Raw genomic sequence first — 19,545 nt, 5'->3', positions numbered from 1 at the left:
TTTTGAACTCGATTGAAATCCCCTCTCTCTAACTCTCTCCCTCAGGGAGAGAGGACTTTAAAGAAGATTCCATTTAAAAAGAAATTCCCCTCTCCCAAGCCGGGAGAGGGCCAGGGTGAGGGTTGATTTAAACTCTCTTCGGGCTGAAAAAAGGACTATCTCAAAACCTGCTCAGGACTCATCATGCAGTGCGTCGGTGGGCTTTTCAATAATACGATGTTTCATGGCCAGGAAGGTCAGCTCGACATCATTTTTAATACCCAGCTTGTCAAACATGCGGTAACGATAACCATTGATAGTCTTGGTACTTAAAAACAAGCGATCCGCAATATCCTGAACGGTCATGCCGCTGGTGATCATAAACATGACTTGCATTTCACGTTCAGAAAGCTGATCAAAAGGAGATTCCTGATCGGCCTCGAGGCTGCTGATTGCCATTTTCTGAGCAATTTCAGTACTTAAATATTTTTCACCCTTGGCCACTTTGCGAATTGCGGCAGCCATTTCTTCAGCACTGGATTCTTTTGTAACATATCCCATTGCACCCAATTGTAAAACACGTGAGGGCAAAGGTTCAGCGCATAATGCCGTCACCGCAATAATTTTGACCTGCGGATTGGATTTTTTTAAACGACGGGTTACTTCCCAGCCATCAATGCCGGGCATTTTCATATCGAGCAAAATCACATCCGGTTTATGCAACTTGACCTGTGTTAACGCCTGTTCGCCGCTTTCTGCTTCAGCAACGACACTCATGTCAGGTAAATCTTCCAACAAACGGCGAATACCCATTCTAACGAACACATGGTCATCCACAATGAGTACTTTAATCAAACGATGCTCCTTGACCACTACGCCAATGAACACAAAAGGTCCACTGATATTAGCAAGACTGCTCTGTCATTACAATGATAGCCAGTCAATAAGCCATTTCAATTCCCTGTGCACAACTCATGACGCATACTATATAGTGTAGCGGAATTTAACAGGCCAGAATATGAATGCTGGGATTATTCGGATCCACCGAGAAAAAAGGAGGATACTCACCAAGTTCCCGCGCCCTGTTAATCAATTTGGAAATATCCTGAGTCACCAGCTCGTAAAGCTGCTCATAACTATCAATAACAAAATAAACTTTTTGTAACTGATCAATACGGTATGGCGTTCTAAACGCAGTAATGGGATTGAACATCGCCCGCATCGGAATTTCGCTTTCCACACTGTAAGCGGTTTCGCTGATTGAAGAGAGAATACCGCCGCCATATGCCCGCAGACCCTGGCGATTATTTATTAATCCAAATTCAACGGTGAACCAGAACAAGCGCTGCAGCAAAGGCCATTCATCCTCAGAAAAACCCAGCACCCGCTGGGCATAGTTACACACAAAATCGGCGTAGACCGGATTAGTAAGCATGGGACAATGGCCAAAGAGTTCATGAAAAATATCCGGCTCCTGAACATAATTTAACTCTTCCTCGCAGCGGATAAAGGTGGCAGCGGGAAATTTCCTCTGAGCCAGCAACTCGAAAAACTCTCTTGCTGAAATAAGCGCTGCAACCGGTTCCACCTGCCAACCAGTTAACTCAAGCAGTTTGCGGCTAATATGCGGTAACTGAGGAATTCCATCGGCAGACAGACCAAGGCGTTCGAGGCCGTTTAAAAATTCATCGCAAGCCCGATTAACCAAAATCGGCATTTGCCGCTCATAAAGCAATTGCCAGATTCGATGTTCCTCAGGGGAATAATTGACCATGCCCTCTGAATCAGGCTTGTGAGAAACATAGCGGCTGACAAACTCCATAATTACCTCGTGGATATTTCATTCTGATGACTAAATTATAGCGATTTGCTGGATTGTGCAAATAAAAATTAATCGTACAAATACTGGTCTGGCTATTAATTCTTCTTACCCTCGATCCGCTTTACAACATAGAGTATTCCATCTTACTTACATCCGCGGGAACCACAAGCTCAACAAACTGTGGCAGTACCCTGGCGGAAACAACAGTTGTACGATAACCATCACACCAGGTGGCACCACCACCTCCAACGGCACCAACCCCTGTTCGAGTCAGGTGTTCCCGGGCTTTAACCCTTTAAGCCTTTACAAGATCCGCAAAGCGGGGATTCATTCGACCGCTTATCCACAGAATCTGTGGATAAGCTTGTGCATACCCTGTAAAACGCCTTCAAAACAAAGGCCTGTGAGCTATTGCTTTAAATCTGACAGGCTGCATTATCCATGGCAGCGAGTTAATTTTTTATTAGGCTTGTGTTTACAGTAATTAAATCATGCTAAAATTGGCAGCTTTGCACATGAAAAAGCAGCATGGTTCAATCAGAACGTTATAAGCAGGCCAAACGCGTTACCCTTCTTGGCGCATTAGTCAACGCAATGCTGGGTTTAATTAAATTAATCACCGGTTTTATCTGGCATTCCCATGCGCTGGTTGCAGATGGCGTACACTCTTTTTCAGACTTATTTACCGACGGTCTGGTTCTCTTTGCTTCCCGATATGGCAGTCTGGATGCGGATGACAGTCATCCTTATGGACATCAGCGTATTGAAACTGCCGCCACTTTACTGTTGTCGCTGCTGCTGGTACTTGCAGGAAGCGGCATTGCCTGGGATTCTATTGACGAGCTGATGAACGCCAGCCACACCCGTCCTGGCTGGCTTGCCCTGCCAGTTGCCTTAATTTCTATTTTGTTGAATGAACTCCTCTTTCATTACACCCGTCATGTGGGCAAGCGCATTAAATCAGAGCTGATTATAGCCAATGCCTGGCATCATCGTTCAGACGCCGCCTCTTCCGTCGTGGTAGCATTAGGCTTGGTAGCCAGCCTTTCAGGGTTTATTTATTTTGATGCCATCGCTGCCATTATTGTGGGATTAATGATTATCAAAATGGGACTTGAATACGGTTGGAACAGTGTGAAAGAGCTGGTTGACACCGCGGTTGACGCCGAGACCCTGCAGGCAATTGAAACGATTATTCAGCAAGTGGATGGTGTGGATAAAATTCATCAGTTGCGCAGCCGATTCATGGGAGGCGATATCCTAATTGATGTGCATATCCTTGTCTCTCCGTTTATATCAGTCTCTGAAGGGCATTATATTGCGCAACATGTCCATCAGGCATTAGTGAATAAACTGGAAAAAGTGAAAGATGTTATTGTTCATGTGGATCCGGAAGATGATGAGGTCACTTGCCCGTCCTTGCATCTTCCCAGCCGAAAAAAATTGCAGGAAATGTTAATTACTCCCTGGCAGCAGCAATTCCATGAACTGGAGAGATGCACCATTCATTATCTTGACGGCTATATCTATCTTGATTTACAGATTAAATCCTCATCAATCTCTTCATCGCTTCAGGAAACCATTATCCGTGATCTCGCAGATTATCCTCAAATTAAACGCGTTACTATCCTGAATCTGAACCAGAGTATTGAAAATGAGGCTTGTCGAATTGGCTAGAAAACACTTGCCAAATAGAGTATGGAAAAATATCATTCCTGCATCTTTCAGGCCCAGGCATATTATTAAACAGTATCCCACCCAAGGAAATCCATGATTGTCACTGCAGCTACATTAAAGCTGATATTTGCCGTTGCCATTGTTGCGGTTATTTTATTAGCAGGTTGGTTACCTTTCAAGAAACGGATTGAAAACGAAGAACATCTGGATTTTCCTATCGGAGAAACACTGGCTACCGGTGTCTTTCTCGGTGCTGCATTAATGCATATGCTGCCTGAAGCAAATCATGCATTTATGGAACGAGGTTATCATTACCCTTTTGCTTTTATCATTACCGGGCTGGTTTTCCTGGTGTTTTTGTGGTTTGAGCATTTAGGCAAGGAACTGTACCAGCATCATAATCACCGCCATCCGGCTTTTGCTATATTAGCCTGGGCGATGTTGTCGGTTCATTCGCTGATGTTAGGCACAGCGCTGGGCTTAAGCCACAGTAATTCAGTAGTGATTATGCTTTTCTTAGCCATCATTACCCATAAATGGGCCGAAAGTTTTGCAATCGCTGTACAACTTAACAAAAGCAGCCTCAGTCATACCAAAAGCCTGCTCTTTTTTTTGTCCTTTAGCCTAATGACGCCGCTGGGTATTTTTCTCGGCTGGTATTTTGGAAGAGGACTTGAGACCAATTCACTTTTTGATTCCATCCTGATCTCAGCCTCAGCCGGTACGTTTCTTTATCTGGGAACCTTGCACGGACTGGAGCGCTGTGTAATGGTGGAGCGCTGCTGTAATCTTCGTGATTTCAGTTTTGTGATCATTGGTTTTCTATTGATGGCTTCGGTAGCGGTTTATGTATAATTTCCCCCATCAGAAACCGATTATTCTGGCATCTGGTTCAAGAGCGCGTCAGGAACTGCTGCGCTCACTGGGTCTTGATTTCCGGGTAATTCCATCCAACTGCGATGAAGAGGAAATCAAACAGTCATTCCCCTCTCAGGAATTTATTGAGCTGGCGCGCCAATTAGCTCGCTGTAAAGCGCTGTCCGTCAGCCAGGCGAACCCATCCTCTTATGTGATTGCCGCAGATCAGCTCTGTGTATTGGATGAGCAGATTCTGGATAAACCGGGAGGCCATGAAACCGCGGTAATCCACCTTAAAATGTTAAGAGGGAAACAGCACAGTCAAATTTCAGCCTGTTGCATTGCTTTCGCTGGAAAAATTATCTGGGAGGCTCAGGATAGCGCTTTGCTGACAATAAAAAACTTAAGTGAACAGGCGATTGAAAATTATCTTAAACAGGATAAACCCTATCAAAGCTGCGGCGCTTATCATTATGAGGGAAGGGCCAAATGGCTGTTTAGTGAAGTCATCGGCAGCGATAGTACGATTCAGGGTCTCCCTTTAATAGCATTGACTAATGCGCTGATTGATTTGGGGATTGTAGAACTGGATTAGCTTCTACCCGGCTTCCCCGCATTCCGCGGGGAATCACAGATAATAATATTACTCTTTTGAATGACCAAATCCACCTGGATTCCAGGGAATATTATCAAAGAAAGCATCCACATGGGTCATTTTACCGGTCTGAATAGTCTGCTTGTCTATGATCGCCAGCTTGTAGCTCACTTCATTGTTCTTGTAATGCGGAGAAGAAACCACTGCTACAAAATTCTGCTGCTTTCCAGACGCTGGCATCATGGCGAAGGCGACATTCGGCGGCACCTCTTTAAAATTATCTTTAATTGAATTATCGGTCCATAGCTTCAGAAACTCAGATAAACTTACCAGACCTGTTGAACGCACTGGCCGATCTGAAAAGTAGCTCAGATAATTTGGAGGATTTTGCAAGGTCAGAGTATACGAACTGTCAGCATTTTTTACCAGCTGCGCCTGTGAGTCGCTCTGGAAAAACATGTAATTGGTCTGAGTTGAGGCCATTGCATAACTACTGACTACCAAACAAACAGTACCCAACAACTTTTTCATGATAACCTCTTAAATTAGCTAGACTCATATCCGCTACGATGATTTAAATCGTCGCTATGTTCTTGCTTTACAACACTGGATGTTCCCAAGCTATGTCTGGCAAAAAACGGATAACGATTCTTGCCCTGCAAAGAAACATTGACCTCTGACACATCCTTTATCTGCTTATAATCTATCCTTATTGATTCATTATACTCTTTTTGATGCAAAGGTGAAGCAGTATTGTCATCAAAAATACTCAATCCTTCAAGACTTATATCCTCAATGCTTTCATCTTCGAGAAGTGGCTCTGAAGTCATTTGCTCTTCTTCACTGTATTGACTGATATCATCATCCGCATCATAGGAATATTCATCTGATTGATCTTCGAGAGCGTCGCTCTGCTGTTCAAACATGTCACTATCAGTATTTTCATCTTCATCCGAGAAATCAGACATAGAAAATGTAAGCAATTCCTGGCTTTCGATATCATTCTCTGCATCAATTTCTTCAATCCGTACTGAAGGTTCTTTTTGACGGCGCTGTGCTAATTGCAACTGAAAATCGATAAGTGCCACTGCAGACAGTAAACCCATTAAGAAAGAGCTTCCACCCAAATCCCAATCAAATAAATCATTAGTAACCTCATCATCATGAGCTGCGGCATAGATATCCAAAGGAAAATGAAAGAGAGCAGCAGCTAGCGAAGGATTAACACAAAGCACGGCCAATAGAAAGATTAAACTATCACTTAATACAGGATAGCCCTCTCTTGCCAGTGACTCACATAGGCCTGTAATTGCAGTGAAAAGGATTATTGTAGTGGGAATAAATGAGTTTAAAGCCAATTGTCCTTGCTGAATGAGTACATCAAGCACCCCTGTGAAAGCGGTTCCGCCGCGCCAAAAACTGGCAGCGTGCCTGGAAAAACTACGCTCATTCCTTTCACCCTGAACGCGATAATATTCCTGGCGGGTTGAAATCAGCGTGGGGATCAGAGCCAAGGCCGGCGCAATAATCTTGCCAAAGCTGTCGCTATATAAACGCACTCCCCCAACATCCATAGCCACGGTGGTTATCATGGTCCAGGCAAAGCCGAAGTCCCCCAGAAATCCACCTACTGCATAATCCATAAAGAACGTGCCTTTATGCAGTGATTTCAGGAATTTATTTTCGGGATATCGTTTAGCAAGCGCTTCGACCACCTCATTGCTAAGTGAAATACCCGCTCCCAAGGCCATTGGTGCAATTAACCAGGAACCCGGGTGGTAATAAATAGCCACCAGACCAAAAGTCGAAACCCAATTCGCGGCCCCTTCAGGAATAGAGGCCACTAAACGAATGCCAGTTTTGAATTTTTCCACAGTTGGATACTGCTCGATGGAGGCATTGGGATTGTCAGGCAGTAAAGGTCTACTTTCTGAATTTGGCATAAAACTCTCAGAAAAATTTATATTTAAATCACAATGGTTCAATATTTTACACACAAAGACTTAAGAAAAGCTTAAGCTTATGTATTAAGCACAGAAGCAGTGTCATTTCAGCGCAGGCAAAAATCTATTTGTGGTTTGGCACAGTGCTTTGTCTGAAATAGATTTCGGCCTGCCGGACAACGTGAGGTGTAGTCCTGCTCATATAGACAAATAATCAATTCGCGTGGATGCATCAGAGACAGTCGAGTAACTTGGGAATAACATTATTCCTTGTTTTCAATAAATAAATTAGCCAAGTTTCTATCTATATACTAAGCTAGAAAATGATAACTTCACTCAACGGAGCATGCCATGACCTTTCGATCCATGAAGTCACTATTAACAGTTGTAGTTGTAAGTTGTTTGCCGGCCATTGGTTTTAGCGAAGACACCAAAACAGATGCGAAAACCGAGGCGCCCACGTTCCAGTCAACCTGCGTTAATGCCTGGATGGGCCGCAATACGGAAATAACTGATAAAATGGATTTTAAAAATTTTGGTGAAAAATATTGTAAATGTGCGGAAACCCAACAACCTCTTGACACCCAGGAAGCGATTAATAAAGCCGCTCAAGTGTGTATGTCGCGGACCATACTGCAAGATGCAATGGACAATGTAGAAGAAAATGTAGGCCTGGACAAAGTGACCAGTAAAGATATCGATGACAGCTGTCACAATCGCTGGCTGCTGGTTTATCCGAAAATGGATGAGAACGACAAGAAAATTGCGACATCCTATTGTGATTGCGCAGATCCCAAGTTGGTTGATTTAAGTAAAAACTCAGAAAAAATGACTGATGACGAGTATTATAAAGAAATTTACAAAATCGCTGCGACTTGTTCAGGAAAAGAAGGTAAATAGTTTAAGCTGAATCAGGGCGTGATGCTAATGAGATAGCTAACTTTCAGGGAGAGATCTCCTGGTCAGGAGATCTCAAGCTTTTACGAGGATTGCGGGAGTAGTACGATGGGCCACAAAGATAAATGTGAGGACGCAAGTTGCCACCATAAAGGTCCTTTATGTCGAATTAATAAACCATCCCATTTAACCGATGCACGGCAGCATTATGATCGAATAGCCTGTGTATTTCAGGGTGGCGGCGCATTAGGCGCTTATCAGGTAGGAGCCTTTCGGGCAATCCATGAAAAGGGTTACCAGCCCAATTTTCTGGCGGGCGTATCGATTGGTGCTATTAACAGTGCCATCATTGCCGGCAATCCCCCGGAAAAGCAGCTTGAAAAATTAATGGCATTCTGGAACAAAATTGTTCCAAACCTTTGGACTGATTCTTTTTTTGCGCATGAGATGCCTGATTACCTGCACCATTTCCATAACCGTATGGGCGCATTGCATACTGTATTTTTCGGCCTGGATGGTTTTTTTAAGCCTCGTCCATTACCCCCGCATGCTTTTTCCAATAATACGCCGGATAATTTAAGTTATTATGACACCTCGTACTTACGTGAAACGCTGGAGGAATTAATTGATTTTGATCGTATTAATAATAAAAAAATAACCTTATGCCTTGGAGCTGTGGATATTGCCTCTGGTGAAATGGAGTTTTTTAACAATCAAAAGACGGAAATAACAGTCGACCATGTCATGGCCAGCGGTGCCTTACCCCCCGGCTTTCCAGCTGTTAAAATAGGAGATAATTACTATTGGGATGGCGGAATTTATGCCAACACTCCCCTGGTAACCGTATTGGACGCCCTGCCCGAACAGGATACACTTTGCTTTGTAGTGGACTGTTTCAGTTTGCAAGGCAATTTGCCCCGAACAATGGATGAAATGGAAGAGCGTCAAAAAGATATCCGCTATGCCAGTCATTCCCGACGTTTGACCAACGTGTACACCAGTCGTCAGAATTTACAGGCAGCTATTCAGTATCTTAGTGATAAATTAACCCCGGAAGCGATGCAGGATCCCGAAGTACAGAAAATTCTCGAACTGGGGCATAGCAAACATTTCAGTGTGGTGCATATCATCTATCGCGGAACGGCCTTTGCGCATTCATTCAAAGATTACAACTTTATTCGCTCCGCTATTGATCATCGAATGAATACGGGCTATCAGAATGCTCTGGACGTACTGGTTAAGCCGGATTGGGAAAGAAAATCAGACAAAGCCTTAGCCTGCTCCATCTATGGCGTGCCCTCCGATTATTTTGAGCAACATTAAGAGCATGGCTGTATCTTTAAAACTCTCAGGCCTGCGTTCCCCGCTTACTCTCAAGCCTGCGTCCTCGCTTATCTCAAGCCTATGTCCTCGCTTATCTCAAGCCTACGTTCCCCGCTTTATGCGGGGAATCCAGTGAATCTACTAAACTTCTGGATCCCCCGCATAAAGCGGGGGACGTAGAGACGAGGCAGCAGTGCGCACCATGAGATGCCATTCTGTAAGCATAATCAAATAACCGGCGCCGCCTGTTTTACCATTGCGTCAACCGCGTCAAGCAAATCGTCCAATCGTTTGCAGGAGGATTCAGCATCGCTTTTAAAAAAACCATGTTTCTTGGGAGAAGCTGAGTCTGCCATCTTCTGTGCTCCCTCAGAAACAGACTTCCCTGTCTTGAATCCTGATGTTTTACATTGAGCGAGTTCCGATTTAAATTGTTCAATGTTGACTGCATTGCACAGGCCAGCCAGAACTGTGAACAATCGATCCTTTTGTTGTTTCGGGAAATTACTCTCTTTTTCATTGAATAATTTGTCCGCCTGCTTTAACAGATCAGCAAAAAGCGGACCTTCTTTGATATGCGTCAAATCGGTATCCAGCCTTGAAATTCTGGCGCTGTGGTTTTTTATGTTTTCCCAAATGCTACTGTTGTAATTGCGGCTTTTTACTGGGGCTTCCATTCTTTCATCAATCGGCGTCGCAGACTTTTTATCAGGAGTTGCTGAAACTGACGGTCCGAAATCCGGCAGCGTATCAGCCAGAGGAACTGTGCGCAACGCTTTTTTCTGTAAGGCTATAATCCCCTCTTCCTGCTCTATAGCATGAGAAGCAATAGCAGACTCAATTTGCTCTGCCAATTCCTTTTGGGACGTATGCAAATAAGAGAGCATTTCCGCTCCCGATTTGTTCAGATACTTTCTTAAAAATTTTTCCGCTTTTTCTATGCCTGCGGCATTATTGGAAAACTCAATTCTACGGGTACCATAATTCGCATCAAAATATTTTAAAACGATGGATTTATCTTTGTGCTGAATACGTAAACCCATTGTATGAGCGACCTCCTCTCCATAATAAAAGAATTGCATGCGATCTTTTTGCGGATTGGCAAGGATATCCCTGACAATCGTATGAGCTATGGATTTCTGCGTCGAGTTGCCTGCTTTAAAATTGGCTTCAGGCAAATCATCAGGCCGCAATCTCCATTGGGCTCGCTGTAAAGCCGCAATTCGTCTAACCATAGGCATATTGCTGTAGTCACTTTGGTTAGCAGTTAATTCCCGAAATTGCTTAACGAATTTATCCGTTATTAACCACAGTCCGGTAATACCGTAGCATTCTCCGCCCTTATTCACGAAGCCTTTTTTATCTCCTAAAATCAAAGTACCCTGGTTAAAATTCCGATGATTGACGGAAATAAAATTACTCAGTTGGGTTAAGGGGTTGGAATAACTGCTCTTTTGCTCTTTTAGCATCGGCGGATACGATTTAAAATCAATAAACTTTTGAAATCGCTTTTCGAGTGCTGGCTCCTTAATCATCGCTTTCATAGATAGCCCATGAAATTCAAGACTTGCAGCACAAAGTTTCACATAATCATAGGGATTAATGTGGCGTAAAAAATACTGTACCTCTTCGATAGAAAAAGGAATCGTACTAAAATTAGTTGCCATTTGCAGATAATGCTCATCGGATGCTCTAGCCCAGGCTCGCTCATTGCTCCAAAGTTCAAGAAAAAGAAAACGGCTGAAATCAGGGCCAAATTGCCCCAGCTTATCAAATATCTCTTCTGGATCTTCATTTTGCTCGCGAAATGAACTCCATAATGCCAGAATGTCCACCCGCAGCAGCACATTCATTACAACTTTTGGTTCTTCCTGGCTTAAATTATTAATGGCAATGAGAGGATGCGTATTTTCAAGATCCATCACCAGCTCATTTACCTTGTCATTTTGTTTAGGGGTCAGGTCTTTATAAGGATTCAGAAATGCGAAAGGGGTAAGGACACTGCGTGGAGGCATATTAATTGTCCAAATAATACACATAACGAATTATTAGTATAAAGACTCTCTATTTGCAAATTACTAAAAGCCCATGTCAGCCTGACTTACATCTTTTGCAATACGTCCTGCAAATGTTTGACAGGTTCTACATCGAGCCCCATGGTCTGTTTCGGTGCATTGGCAAAAGGAACAATGGCCCGTTTAAAGCCATGCTTGGCAGCTTCTCTCAGACGCTCCTGCCCGCTTTGCACTGGACGGATTTCGCCTGCCAGACCGATCTCGCCAAAAATTATTGTTTCACGATCAAAGACCTGGTTTCTTAAACTTGAAACCACGGCCGCCAGCAAAGCCAGATCACTGCCGGTTTCAGTCACTTTCACACCGCCTACCACATTAATAAACACATCCTGATCAAAAGTAGCTACTCCGCCATGACGATGTAAAACGGCTAATAAAATAGCCAGACGATTATGCTCAAGACCAGCCGTAACCCGTTTTGGCTGCTGTCCATGCGCTTCGTCAACCAAAGCCTGCACCTCAACTAACATAGGACGAGATCCCTCCCAGGTGACCATTACTGCGCTGCCGGGTGTCGGCTCCGGTTGACGAGACAGAAAAATTGCCGAAGGATTGGCAACTTCTTTTAGCCCGCGATCGGTCATCGCAAAAACACCTAGCTCATTCACAGCTCCAAAACGATTTTTTATCGCGCGAATTACGCGAAATCGGCTATCACTCTGGCCTTCAAAATACAAGACACTATCCACCATGTGTTCCAAAACGCGAGGACCTGCCAGTGCGCCCTCTTTGGTGACGTGACCCACAAGAAATACCGCAGTTTGTGAGCTTTTTGCAAAACGAACAAGCTGTGCAGCCGATTCACGGACCTGTCCCACGCCACCAGGTGCGGAAGAAATACTGTCGGTAAAGATAGTTTGTATCGAATCAATGACCACTACGCGAGGTTTTTCAGTCTGTGTATGGCTTATAATAGTTTCCACATGGGTTTCAGCCAGCAAGCGAAGACCATCCAGAGGCAACTGCAGGCGCTTTGCGCGCATGGCGACCTGTTGTAATGATTCTTCACCCGTAACATAGAGGACTGATTGCTCTTTTGAAAGATTCGCCAGTGTCTGAAGCAGAAGAGTCGATTTCCCGATACCGGGATCACCCCCAATTAACACTACCGAACCATCCACCAATCCTCCGCCAAGAACGCGATTGAGCTCCGATAAACCGCAGTCCATACGTACTTCATGATTGATAATCACATCTTCAACAGAGGTGACGATTGACTTCTGATTGGCATAATTACCAACGCGCAGATTCTTCACCGGACCGATACTTTCCTCAATCACTGAATTCCAGGCACCACACTGTGTACACTGGCCCGACCATTGGGAAAAACTGGCTGCGCATTGACTGCAACTGTAACGGATTTTAACTTTCATTTATTCTTTGCTTCTTTTTTCATAATGTAACAAACTGGGTAATCTTATCCTGAAAATCTAACCGAGGCTATGTCGACAATGAGTGCAGAAGTTTTTCAATGGGCAGTCACAGGTGCGGGGCCCGCAGGAATTGCCGCAGTAGGAAAACTCATCGACCAGGGTATACCGGCGAGTGAAATTCTCTGGATTGATCCTGCCTTTAAAGTGGGTGATCTGGGGCAATACTGGAGTGAGGTATCCAGTAATACACGCGTATCGCTTTTTGTGGATTTTTTAAAGAATGCCCAATCTTTTAAATTCGATGAAGCCGCAGAAGAGTTTGAGTTACTGAGATTGCCTCCCGAGGAGACTTGCAAGCTTGAATATATCGTCAAACCCTTACAATGGGTAAGTGATCATTTACGTCAATCCACCACGTCCCGTCAGGAATCAGTGCAGCAGATCAATTTATCAGGGCGGCAATGGACTTTGACCACTGAAAAAAATGAATATAAAGCTGCAAATGTCATTTTAGCAACCGGCGCTCTGCCCTCTTCTCTAAATTATCCTGGTGTGGATGTACTTCCTTTTGAAATAGCTATCGATAAGCATAAGTTAGCCCAGACAATAAGAAAAGATTATTGCTATGGAGTGTTTGGTTCCTCTCACTCAGCCATTATTATTCTGCGGCATCTGGTTGAGCTTGGCGTGGAAAAAATTATCAATTTCTACCGCTCCCCCTGCCGATATGCCATTAATATGGGTGACTGGATTTTATTTGACAATACCGGTTTAAAAGGTCAAACAGCGACTTGGGCGCGTGAGAATATTGATGGAACACTTCCAGCCAGTCTCTCCCGATATATTATCAATGAGCATAACCTTGCGCGCTATCTTCCTCAATGTCAGCAGGTAATCTATGCCGTGGGCTTTGAAACGCGGAAAAACCTGATTATCGGTGATTACGATCAGGTCCAATACAATCCTCATCTTGGTATTATTGGTCCGGGATTATTTGGTCTGGGTATCGCTTATCCTGAATTAAAAGCTGATCCTTACGGCAGCGTGGAGGCGCAGGTGGGGCTTTGGAAATTTATGGTTTATCTTAACAAGATACTGCCATTGTGGCTCAAATATCATACCTGAGCTTTGAGACAGCTTAAGTTTTGGTCCACCTATCAAAAAATAAAATAGGCTCTACTCTGCAATTTCAGATATAATATTGCAACTTTGTGAACAGGCAGTACACTCGCAACGTTCTGCCCCTCTGGAAACCCTTATGTCTGAAACCATTCATTTTGAAAAATCCATGCAGGAACTTGAAGAAATCGTCCGGCAGCTTGAACGTGGGGATTTGATGCTGGAAGACTCGCTAAAGCAATATGAGAAAGGTATTCAACTGGCTCGTAAATGCCAGGAAGTACTAACCCAGGCTGAGCAGAAAATTGAAATGTTGCGGATGAATACAATGGAAACCGGTGAGCCTTCCAATGAATAATGAGAAAGTAAATGCCCTTATCGACCGCCACGAGATGGTCTTATTGCAACTGCTGTCTGAACTCGACATACCTGCTTCCCGGTTAAAAGAAGCCATTGCTTATTCCTTGTTTCCTGGTGGTAAGCGGCTAAGGCCGGTTCTGGTTTATCTTTGCGGTGAAATGGTTCGGGCACCACTGGCAGCACTCGACTATATCGCGGCAGCAGTTGAATTGACCCATTGCTACTCGCTGGTTCACGATGACTTGCCCGCAATGGATAATGACGACATGCGCCGAGGAAAACCAAGCTGTCACCGCGCCTTTGATGAAGCAACGGCTATTCTGGTCGGCGACGGCATGCAAGCACTTGCAATTGAAATCCTGCTAAGCAAACTGACCGATATCCTTGCGCCTGCCAAGGTCATTGAAATCACCAGAGAATTAGTACGCGCCAGCGGTCCTACCGGTATGGTGAGCGGGCAAAGTCTGGATCTGTCTGAGTTGAGCAACAGCAGCATTGATGAACATACTTTGAAAAAAATTCACCAGTTGAAGACAGGCAAACTCATTCTCTCCTGCATTAATATGGCATTGGCTGCGGGAAGCCCCAGCCATGAAGAAATCAGAAATCTGCGTCTTTATGGCAACCATCTGGGTCTGGTGTTTCAAATGCAGGATGACTACCTGGATGCCTACGCTTCAATAGAACATCTCGGTAAAGGCCGAGCCTCTGATTTGGCTAATGATAAAATTACCTACGCACAGCTTTATCCCCAGAAAGGATTGCTTGAACAAATTAACCAGCACTTTGATCATGCCAAAACCGCCTTACAGCAAATCGGTTCTACCGCATTGGAACTCCTTCACTTAAATGGGCAGCTGCATCAGCGCACTTCTTCTTTTTAGAGTACTCCATAAAACTTCCAGGCATCGCTCTTGTAACCTACTCTCCATTCTGCTGCTATTCTTTAAGAATGGACTTTTACAGAGCGATCACGGGCATGAGACGCTGTGCAATAAATTATCTAATCGCTTTGATTCTGATATCAGTCTGTGGCTTTGCTCAAGCTGGGAAAATCATTCAATTTACCGTTAAGGGCAGCATAGGGCCTGCTACTGCGGATTATTTGAGTCGTGGGATCACTGCCGCACAAAACGCCAGTTTAATTCTGATTATTCTTGATACTCCGGGCGGGCTCGACAAATCAACCCGTCTCATCATTCAAGACATTCTCGCCTCCAGAGTACCTGTGGTCACTTATGTTTATCCAAAAGGCGCCCGCGCTGCCAGTGCGGGTACCTTTTTGCTTTATGCGAGCACGATTGCAGCAATGGCACCAGGAACCAATCTCGGAGCCGCAAGTCCGGTCAATTTAAGCAGCGATGAGAAGTCCGGGGTAATGGATAAAAAAGTTACTAATGACAGCGTAGCCTATATACGCTCATTAGCGCAATTGCGAGGAAGAAATCCTCTGTTTGCCGAGCAAGCAGTCATTGCCGCCTCTACTCTGACCGCCAAGGAGGCGCTGAAAAAAGGGGTAATTGACATTATTGCGGATACCCCGAACGATTTACTGGAAAAACTCAATGGAAAAACCGTCAGTCAGGGAGGGTTAACCATCCAGATTGATACAAAACATCCTGAAATCGCCGCAGTGAATCCCGACTGGCGTATGAAGTTGTTATTGATTATCACCGAACCAACCATTGCCTATCTGCTGTTACTGCTAGGAATATACGGCATTTTTTTTGAGCTGGTAAACCCTGGATTTGTTTTGCCAGGGGTTATAGGTTCTATTTCAATGATTATTGCCCTCTATGGTCTGCAATTGCTGCCAGTTAATTACGCCGGACTGGCTTTGATGGTTATTGGTATTGGTTTTATCATCACCGAAGTGTTTACCTCAAGCTTTGGAATCCTTGGGATCGGAGGAACAATCGCCTTTATCGCCGGCTCAATTTTGCTCATTGATACCGAGCACCAATCCTATCAGATTGCCCGCTCAGCCATCTGGTCCATGGCTGCGGCCAATATTATTGCCATGTTTACCTTGTTGGGAATGGCTATCCAGTCGCGCCGCAAAACCGTTCAGAATGGACTGTCTATACTTCTCAACGCTGAAGGTCGAGCTCTCAATGATATTAATTTAAAAGGCCAAGCCATTATACGGGGTGAAATATGGAGCGTTAGTTCTTTGAAGCCAATCACTGCCGATAAACCGGTTAGAGTCATTAAAGCAGAGGGATTAAATCTGGAAGTGGAAGAAATAGATTTAAAGGAAAAGATCAGTCATCAGGGAGAAAATTAATCATGAGCTCATTTTTAGGTTTTTTGATTGCATTCATTATTATTATCATTATTTCAAGTTTTCGTGTCCTGCGGGAATATGAGCGCGGCGTTATCTTTCAGCTGGGACGTTTCTGGAGCGTCAAAGGGCCTGGGCTTATTCTTGTACTTCCTGGCGTGCAGCAAATGGTGCGCGTGGATTTGCGTACAGTTGTAATGGACGTTCCCAGCCAGGATGTGATATCTCGTGACAATGTGTCGGTGCGCGTCAATGCCGTGCTTTATTTTCGCGTTGTCGAACCGGAAAAAGCGATTATACAGGTGGAAAATTATTTTGAAGCGACCAGTCAGTTGGCCCAGACCACGCTGCGTTCAGTCCTGGGGCAGCATGAGTTGGATGAGATGCTGGCTGAACGTGAACAATTAAACAGTGATATTCAAAAAATCCTGGATAGCCAAACCGATGGCTGGGGAATCAAAGTCTCCAATGTGGAAATTAAGCATGTTGATTTGGATGAAAGCATGATTAGAGCGATTGCCAAACAGGCAGAAGCTGAACGAGATAGACGTGCTAAAGTCATTCATGCAGAAGGAGAACTTCAGGCCTCTGAAAAATTATTGCAGGCAGCGAGAGTTTTATCAGAACAACCTCAGGCCATGCAACTTCGTTATCTTCAAACTTTATCTGCTCTCGCAGGCGGCAATACCTCGACTATTGTTTTTCCAATGCCGATTGAATTAGGGGAGTTATTGAAAAAAATGGGCTGATTTTAAGTAGTTTAGGAGAAATAACTCTAATCAGACATTAGCACCAACTCAACTATAGATTTCCACTTATGGGGAGATGAATTTTGTGCGAATAACGATAAGTCTTTGCGATCGTTAGCGAAGAAATGAAGCTTGAACACTCTCAGAATTTTAACCTCCTTTTAGTAAAGGCCATTTCATCACCGGGATATAACGCACCCCTTCGCTGATGGATTGGCTTTCAAAAAGAGTGACCTCACTGACATTCATCGGGGTAAAAACTGGCAAAGATACTTGTTCCCCGAACTGTCTATTCCATGCGTTATCCCGAATTCGACCTAAAGTCACATGCGCTGTATAAGGCCGCCGCTCAGTGGCATAACCCAAGTGGTTTAATACCTCTCCGATGATTCGGGATAACCTGGCGAGCGTTTCATTCGGCTCTACTTTAAGCGATATCACCTTGGGGTGAGCAAGATTGGGAAAATAAAGAAAGTCTCCAAATTGTACTGGAAATGGTTCACAGCTAAACTCAGCTGTTAAAGTCTTCGCTAGTAACGGTATATCCTTGCAATTCATTTTTTGCACAAACTGCAAAGTCACATGCAAATTTTCTTTCAATGTCCATTTTACTGAGGAAGCGGATGGATGCGCTTTTAACTCACTAATCAATAGGGCCAGTTCTTCCTGAGCCTGACCACTAATCTCCATGCCAAAAAAAGCCCGAAACGACTCCATAATCATTCTAATAATCGAAGTTATTTCTAATTTACGATAAAACACTTTTTATTTCTATGTTATCCACAAAATCTGTGGGTAACTGTGTGTATAGTTTGTCAGTTTTACAAACCCGGCATGTGAGAAATTTATCAACAGCACCTCAACAAAAGAACAAAACAGACTCAAAGAGGAAAAATATTAACCTTTATGTTATATTAATTTGTATATCCTTAAAAAGGAAACCGGGGTATGGAGCTACAGTTGAGTAAAAATAAGCTTCTTATGGAAGCTTTAATGGCTTTAAAAAAACTGCTCAGGGATGAAGAAGCTTTAGATATTGCGGTGTTTCGCAATGGCCGCGTCAAATCGCCTGGCGTCAAATCGGGATATGAGGATGCCGAATTTCTGGATGGTTTTGTTTCTTTATCCACATTAAGTCTATGGGATACTCTGGATCAAAATGGGAATATTCAGGTCGATGCGGTGAGAAACGCTGGATTCAAAGTGGAATTGAATAATGATAGCTTGAAAAGCAATCTAAGTATGCTCTTTACTGACTCCCAAATTGAAAATCTGTCCGACAAAGAAAAATTATATACGGATGCTATCGTTTACACTATCAGTTCAGAGCTTCAAACGCCTGAGCGATTAATTGCCGCGCTTAAGCCTGGTCCTTTTCAGAAATTCTTCAATATACAATCCCTGATAAAAGAAGCATTTGATGGTCTTGATCTCACAGCCCTGCTTAAAGATAGCGTCTCTTTAGAAAAAGCAATTGACCTAAGACTATCCGCATTGGACACAAAACCTGATGAGCAATGTGTAGCAGAGTATGAACCCCGTGATCTTGAGTTATTTAGCTCGCAGAAAAGGATCAATTATCGGCAGGTTCTTGAATCGATTAATCAGCAGGAACAGCGGCGTAAAGAAATACGTCAAAGAGACTTGCCTCATTTTTCCAATTTGATAATGGAGCTGACAGCGCTTGCGCATTCAACTGATTTTTTAAATGGGTTCGTAGAAAAAACAAAATTACTGGATAAATCCAGACTTATTCTGGAATTATTGAGTCGAACACAAATGTCAGCAGCGGCGGGCATCCCTAATCCATTCCCTAAAGAAACCCGCTCCCTGGAAAATCTTTATTATCATTTGATTATTGATGCCCTCTATCAGACTTTACAGTCTGAAAAAGAGGATGGTGTTAAACATCTTATCCAGGAACTGAAAAGTTCCAACGCTCTATGGGAAAAAACGGTTTCTTGCCTGGCAGAACATTTTATCACCCTCTGCGACAGCATGTTTTCTTTCTGCCTTGGGTCTAATCTCAACGCTGAAAACAAAATATCATTGAACAATGCCTATCGACTGGCCAGTGTAATCGCACCGGAAATTCAGAATAACTCACTTAAAAATAAATTATTGGAAGCCAGAGCCGAAGTATTTCTGGCAGCATTAATGCAAATCCTCATTACCACGACCATAAGTCAAAGGGGCTGGGGAGTTCGGAATAGCCGTTATGAAATAACCATCGACGGAAAACCTTATAAACTCCCAAAGCGCGCCTCTGAACAGTATGCAGCCATCCAGGATTTTATGAATGGCAAACTATCCGCAATAGAGGCTGCAAGCCTGGTAATGAGTATTGGCCAGAAGGACTCCTCCAATTTAATCACAAGCCCTGGAGTAGTCGTGAAGAATTATTTTTCACTCTTTAAAGAAGGCGATCGCAAAAAAACCGAAGAAGAGGTAACCGAGCAGCTAACTAAAAAAAATAACCCCACTTAACCTC

General features: G+C 43.8%; 18 protein-coding genes. 11 read left to right on the top strand and 7 right to left on the bottom strand.

From position 1 onward, the window contains the following. Positions 1-171: 171 nt before the first annotated feature. Together letA and phhA are read right to left on the bottom strand one after the other, a co-directional pair. Complete coding sequence (gene letA / locus DYH61_RS03240; RefSeq protein WP_058506407.1) at positions 172-834, bottom strand: two-component system response regulator LetA; 663 nt, start codon at positions 832-834, stop codon at positions 172-174. Between the two features lie 148 nt (positions 835-982). Then, on the bottom strand, positions 983-1,801 hold the full coding sequence (gene phhA / locus DYH61_RS03235) for a phenylalanine 4-monooxygenase (RefSeq protein WP_058506406.1): 819 nt from the start codon (positions 1,799-1,801) through the stop codon (positions 983-985). 528 nt (positions 1,802-2,329) lie between these two features. Here phhA and DYH61_RS03230 point away from each other — a divergent pair. The 3 genes from DYH61_RS03230 (at position 2,330) to DYH61_RS03220 (ending at position 4,931) form a co-directional block, all read left to right on the top strand. Continuing rightward, a complete protein-coding gene (locus tag DYH61_RS03230; protein ID WP_058506405.1) occupies positions 2,330-3,478 on the top strand; it encodes a cation diffusion facilitator family transporter in 1,149 nt (382 codons plus the stop codon). A 93-nt stretch (positions 3,479-3,571) separates the two neighbouring features. Further along, positions 3,572-4,333: a ZIP family metal transporter gene (locus tag DYH61_RS03225; protein WP_407927342.1), complete on the top strand. Its 762-nt coding sequence runs from the start codon at positions 3,572-3,574 to the stop codon at positions 4,331-4,333. Continuing rightward, complete coding sequence (locus tag DYH61_RS03220; RefSeq protein WP_058506404.1) at positions 4,326-4,931, top strand: Maf family protein; 606 nt, start codon at positions 4,326-4,328, stop codon at positions 4,929-4,931. Before DYH61_RS03225 ends, DYH61_RS03220 begins: the two co-directional genes overlap by 8 nt. Positions 4,932-4,979: 48 nt before the next feature. Here the strand turns inward: DYH61_RS03220 and DYH61_RS03215 are convergent, their stop codons facing one another. Both DYH61_RS03215 and DYH61_RS03210 read right to left on the bottom strand, forming a co-directional pair. Then, positions 4,980-5,462: a hypothetical protein gene (locus tag DYH61_RS03215; RefSeq protein ID WP_058506403.1), complete on the bottom strand. Its 483-nt coding sequence runs from the start codon at positions 5,460-5,462 to the stop codon at positions 4,980-4,982. A 14-nt stretch (positions 5,463-5,476) separates the two neighbouring features. Beyond that, on the bottom strand, positions 5,477-6,874 hold the full coding sequence (locus DYH61_RS03210; protein WP_058506402.1) for a hypothetical protein: 1,398 nt from the start codon (positions 6,872-6,874) through the stop codon (positions 5,477-5,479). Positions 6,875-7,225: 351 nt separating this feature from the next. Here DYH61_RS03210 and DYH61_RS03205 point away from each other — a divergent pair, with 351 nt between their 5' ends. Beyond that, positions 7,226-7,774 (top strand): hypothetical protein, encoded by a 549-nt coding sequence (locus DYH61_RS03205; protein WP_058506401.1) that lies wholly within the window; start codon positions 7,226-7,228, stop codon positions 7,772-7,774. 105 nt (positions 7,775-7,879) lie between these two features. Beyond that, positions 7,880-9,094, top strand: a complete 1,215-nt coding sequence (locus DYH61_RS03200) for a patatin-like phospholipase family protein (RefSeq protein ID WP_058506400.1) — start codon at positions 7,880-7,882, stop codon at positions 9,092-9,094. A 227-nt stretch (positions 9,095-9,321) separates the two neighbouring features. Here the strand turns inward: DYH61_RS03200 and DYH61_RS03195 are convergent, their stop codons facing one another. Continuing rightward, positions 9,322-11,109 (bottom strand): hypothetical protein, encoded by a 1,788-nt coding sequence (locus DYH61_RS03195; RefSeq protein WP_058506399.1) that lies wholly within the window; start codon positions 11,107-11,109, stop codon positions 9,322-9,324. 86 nt (positions 11,110-11,195) lie between these two features. Beyond that, positions 11,196-12,542 carry a DNA repair protein RadA gene (gene radA / locus DYH61_RS03190; RefSeq protein ID WP_058506398.1) on the bottom strand — a complete coding sequence of 449 codons (1,347 nt, stop codon included), beginning with the start codon at positions 12,540-12,542 and terminating at the stop codon, positions 11,196-11,198. A 78-nt stretch (positions 12,543-12,620) separates the two neighbouring features. On the opposite strand from radA, the gene DYH61_RS03185 reads away from it, so the two are divergent. The 5 genes from DYH61_RS03185 (at position 12,621) to DYH61_RS03165 (ending at position 17,054) form a co-directional block, all read left to right on the top strand. Further along, the gene (locus DYH61_RS03185; RefSeq protein WP_058506397.1) at positions 12,621-13,667 is read left to right on the top strand and encodes an NAD(P)-binding domain-containing protein; all 1,047 of its coding nucleotides are present in this window, start codon (positions 12,621-12,623) and stop codon (positions 13,665-13,667) included. 133 nt (positions 13,668-13,800) lie between these two features. Next, positions 13,801-14,019: an exodeoxyribonuclease VII small subunit gene (locus DYH61_RS03180; RefSeq protein WP_058506396.1), complete on the top strand. Its 219-nt coding sequence runs from the start codon at positions 13,801-13,803 to the stop codon at positions 14,017-14,019. Further along, positions 14,012-14,905, top strand: a complete 894-nt coding sequence (locus tag DYH61_RS03175; RefSeq protein ID WP_058506395.1) for a polyprenyl synthetase family protein — start codon at positions 14,012-14,014, stop codon at positions 14,903-14,905. The genes DYH61_RS03180 and DYH61_RS03175 overlap by 8 nt, the downstream gene beginning before the upstream one ends. Before the next feature lie 95 nt (positions 14,906-15,000). Further along, complete coding sequence (locus DYH61_RS03170) at positions 15,001-16,308, top strand: NfeD family protein (protein ID WP_058506394.1); 1,308 nt, start codon at positions 15,001-15,003, stop codon at positions 16,306-16,308. Positions 16,309-16,310: 2 nt separating this feature from the next. Next, positions 16,311-17,054, top strand: coding sequence for a slipin family protein (locus DYH61_RS03165; RefSeq protein WP_058506393.1), 744 nt, complete (start codon positions 16,311-16,313; stop codon positions 17,052-17,054). Positions 17,055-17,204: 150 nt separating this feature from the next. Here DYH61_RS03165 and thpR read toward each other — a convergent pair whose 3' ends face one another. After that, a complete protein-coding gene (gene thpR / locus DYH61_RS03160; RefSeq protein ID WP_083499143.1) occupies positions 17,205-17,816 on the bottom strand; it encodes an RNA 2',3'-cyclic phosphodiesterase in 612 nt (203 codons plus the stop codon). A 186-nt stretch (positions 17,817-18,002) separates the two neighbouring features. Between thpR and DYH61_RS03155 the strand changes: the two genes are divergently transcribed. Beyond that, positions 18,003-19,541: a hypothetical protein gene (locus DYH61_RS03155; RefSeq protein WP_058506391.1), complete on the top strand. Its 1,539-nt coding sequence runs from the start codon at positions 18,003-18,005 to the stop codon at positions 19,539-19,541. Positions 19,542-19,545 lie beyond the last annotated feature (4 nt).

The sequence above is a fragment of the Legionella quinlivanii genome (assembly GCF_900461555.1).
In the GTDB taxonomy this organism is placed as follows: Bacteria; Pseudomonadota; Gammaproteobacteria; order Legionellales; family Legionellaceae; genus Legionella_C; species Legionella_C quinlivanii.
The sequence above is the reverse complement of the archived record's forward strand: the minus strand, read 5'-3'. Positions and strand labels throughout refer to the sequence as shown.

What these genes read in the sequence shown, in the direction of transcription:
- phhA (WP_058506406.1), bottom strand. Translation starts at nt 1,801, where the DNA reads ATGGAGTTTGTCAGCCGCTATGTTTCTCACAAGCCTGATTCAGAGGGC.
- DYH61_RS03230 (WP_058506405.1), top strand. Translation starts at nt 2,330, where the DNA reads ATGGTTCAATCAGAACGTTATAAGCAGGCCAAACGCGTTACCCTTCTT.
- DYH61_RS03225 (WP_407927342.1), top strand. Translation starts at nt 3,572, where the DNA reads ATGATTGTCACTGCAGCTACATTAAAGCTGATATTTGCCGTTGCCATT.
- DYH61_RS03220 (WP_058506404.1), top strand. Translation starts at nt 4,326, where the DNA reads ATGTATAATTTCCCCCATCAGAAACCGATTATTCTGGCATCTGGTTCA.
- DYH61_RS03215 (WP_058506403.1), bottom strand. Translation starts at nt 5,462, where the DNA reads ATGAAAAAGTTGTTGGGTACTGTTTGTTTGGTAGTCAGTAGTTATGCA.
- DYH61_RS03210 (WP_058506402.1), bottom strand. Translation starts at nt 6,874, where the DNA reads ATGCCAAATTCAGAAAGTAGACCTTTACTGCCTGACAATCCCAATGCC.
- DYH61_RS03205 (WP_058506401.1), top strand. Translation starts at nt 7,226, where the DNA reads ATGACCTTTCGATCCATGAAGTCACTATTAACAGTTGTAGTTGTAAGT.
- DYH61_RS03200 (WP_058506400.1), top strand. Translation starts at nt 7,880, where the DNA reads ATGGGCCACAAAGATAAATGTGAGGACGCAAGTTGCCACCATAAAGGT.
- DYH61_RS03195 (WP_058506399.1), bottom strand. Translation starts at nt 11,109, where the DNA reads ATGCCTCCACGCAGTGTCCTTACCCCTTTCGCATTTCTGAATCCTTAT.
- radA (WP_058506398.1), bottom strand. Translation starts at nt 12,542, where the DNA reads ATGAAAGTTAAAATCCGTTACAGTTGCAGTCAATGCGCAGCCAGTTTT.
- DYH61_RS03185 (WP_058506397.1), top strand. Translation starts at nt 12,621, where the DNA reads ATGAGTGCAGAAGTTTTTCAATGGGCAGTCACAGGTGCGGGGCCCGCA.
- DYH61_RS03180 (WP_058506396.1), top strand. Translation starts at nt 13,801, where the DNA reads ATGTCTGAAACCATTCATTTTGAAAAATCCATGCAGGAACTTGAAGAA.
- DYH61_RS03175 (WP_058506395.1), top strand. Translation starts at nt 14,012, where the DNA reads ATGAATAATGAGAAAGTAAATGCCCTTATCGACCGCCACGAGATGGTC.
- DYH61_RS03170 (WP_058506394.1), top strand. Translation starts at nt 15,001, where the DNA reads ATGAGACGCTGTGCAATAAATTATCTAATCGCTTTGATTCTGATATCA.
- DYH61_RS03165 (WP_058506393.1), top strand. Translation starts at nt 16,311, where the DNA reads ATGAGCTCATTTTTAGGTTTTTTGATTGCATTCATTATTATTATCATT.
- DYH61_RS03155 (WP_058506391.1), top strand. Translation starts at nt 18,003, where the DNA reads ATGGAGCTACAGTTGAGTAAAAATAAGCTTCTTATGGAAGCTTTAATG.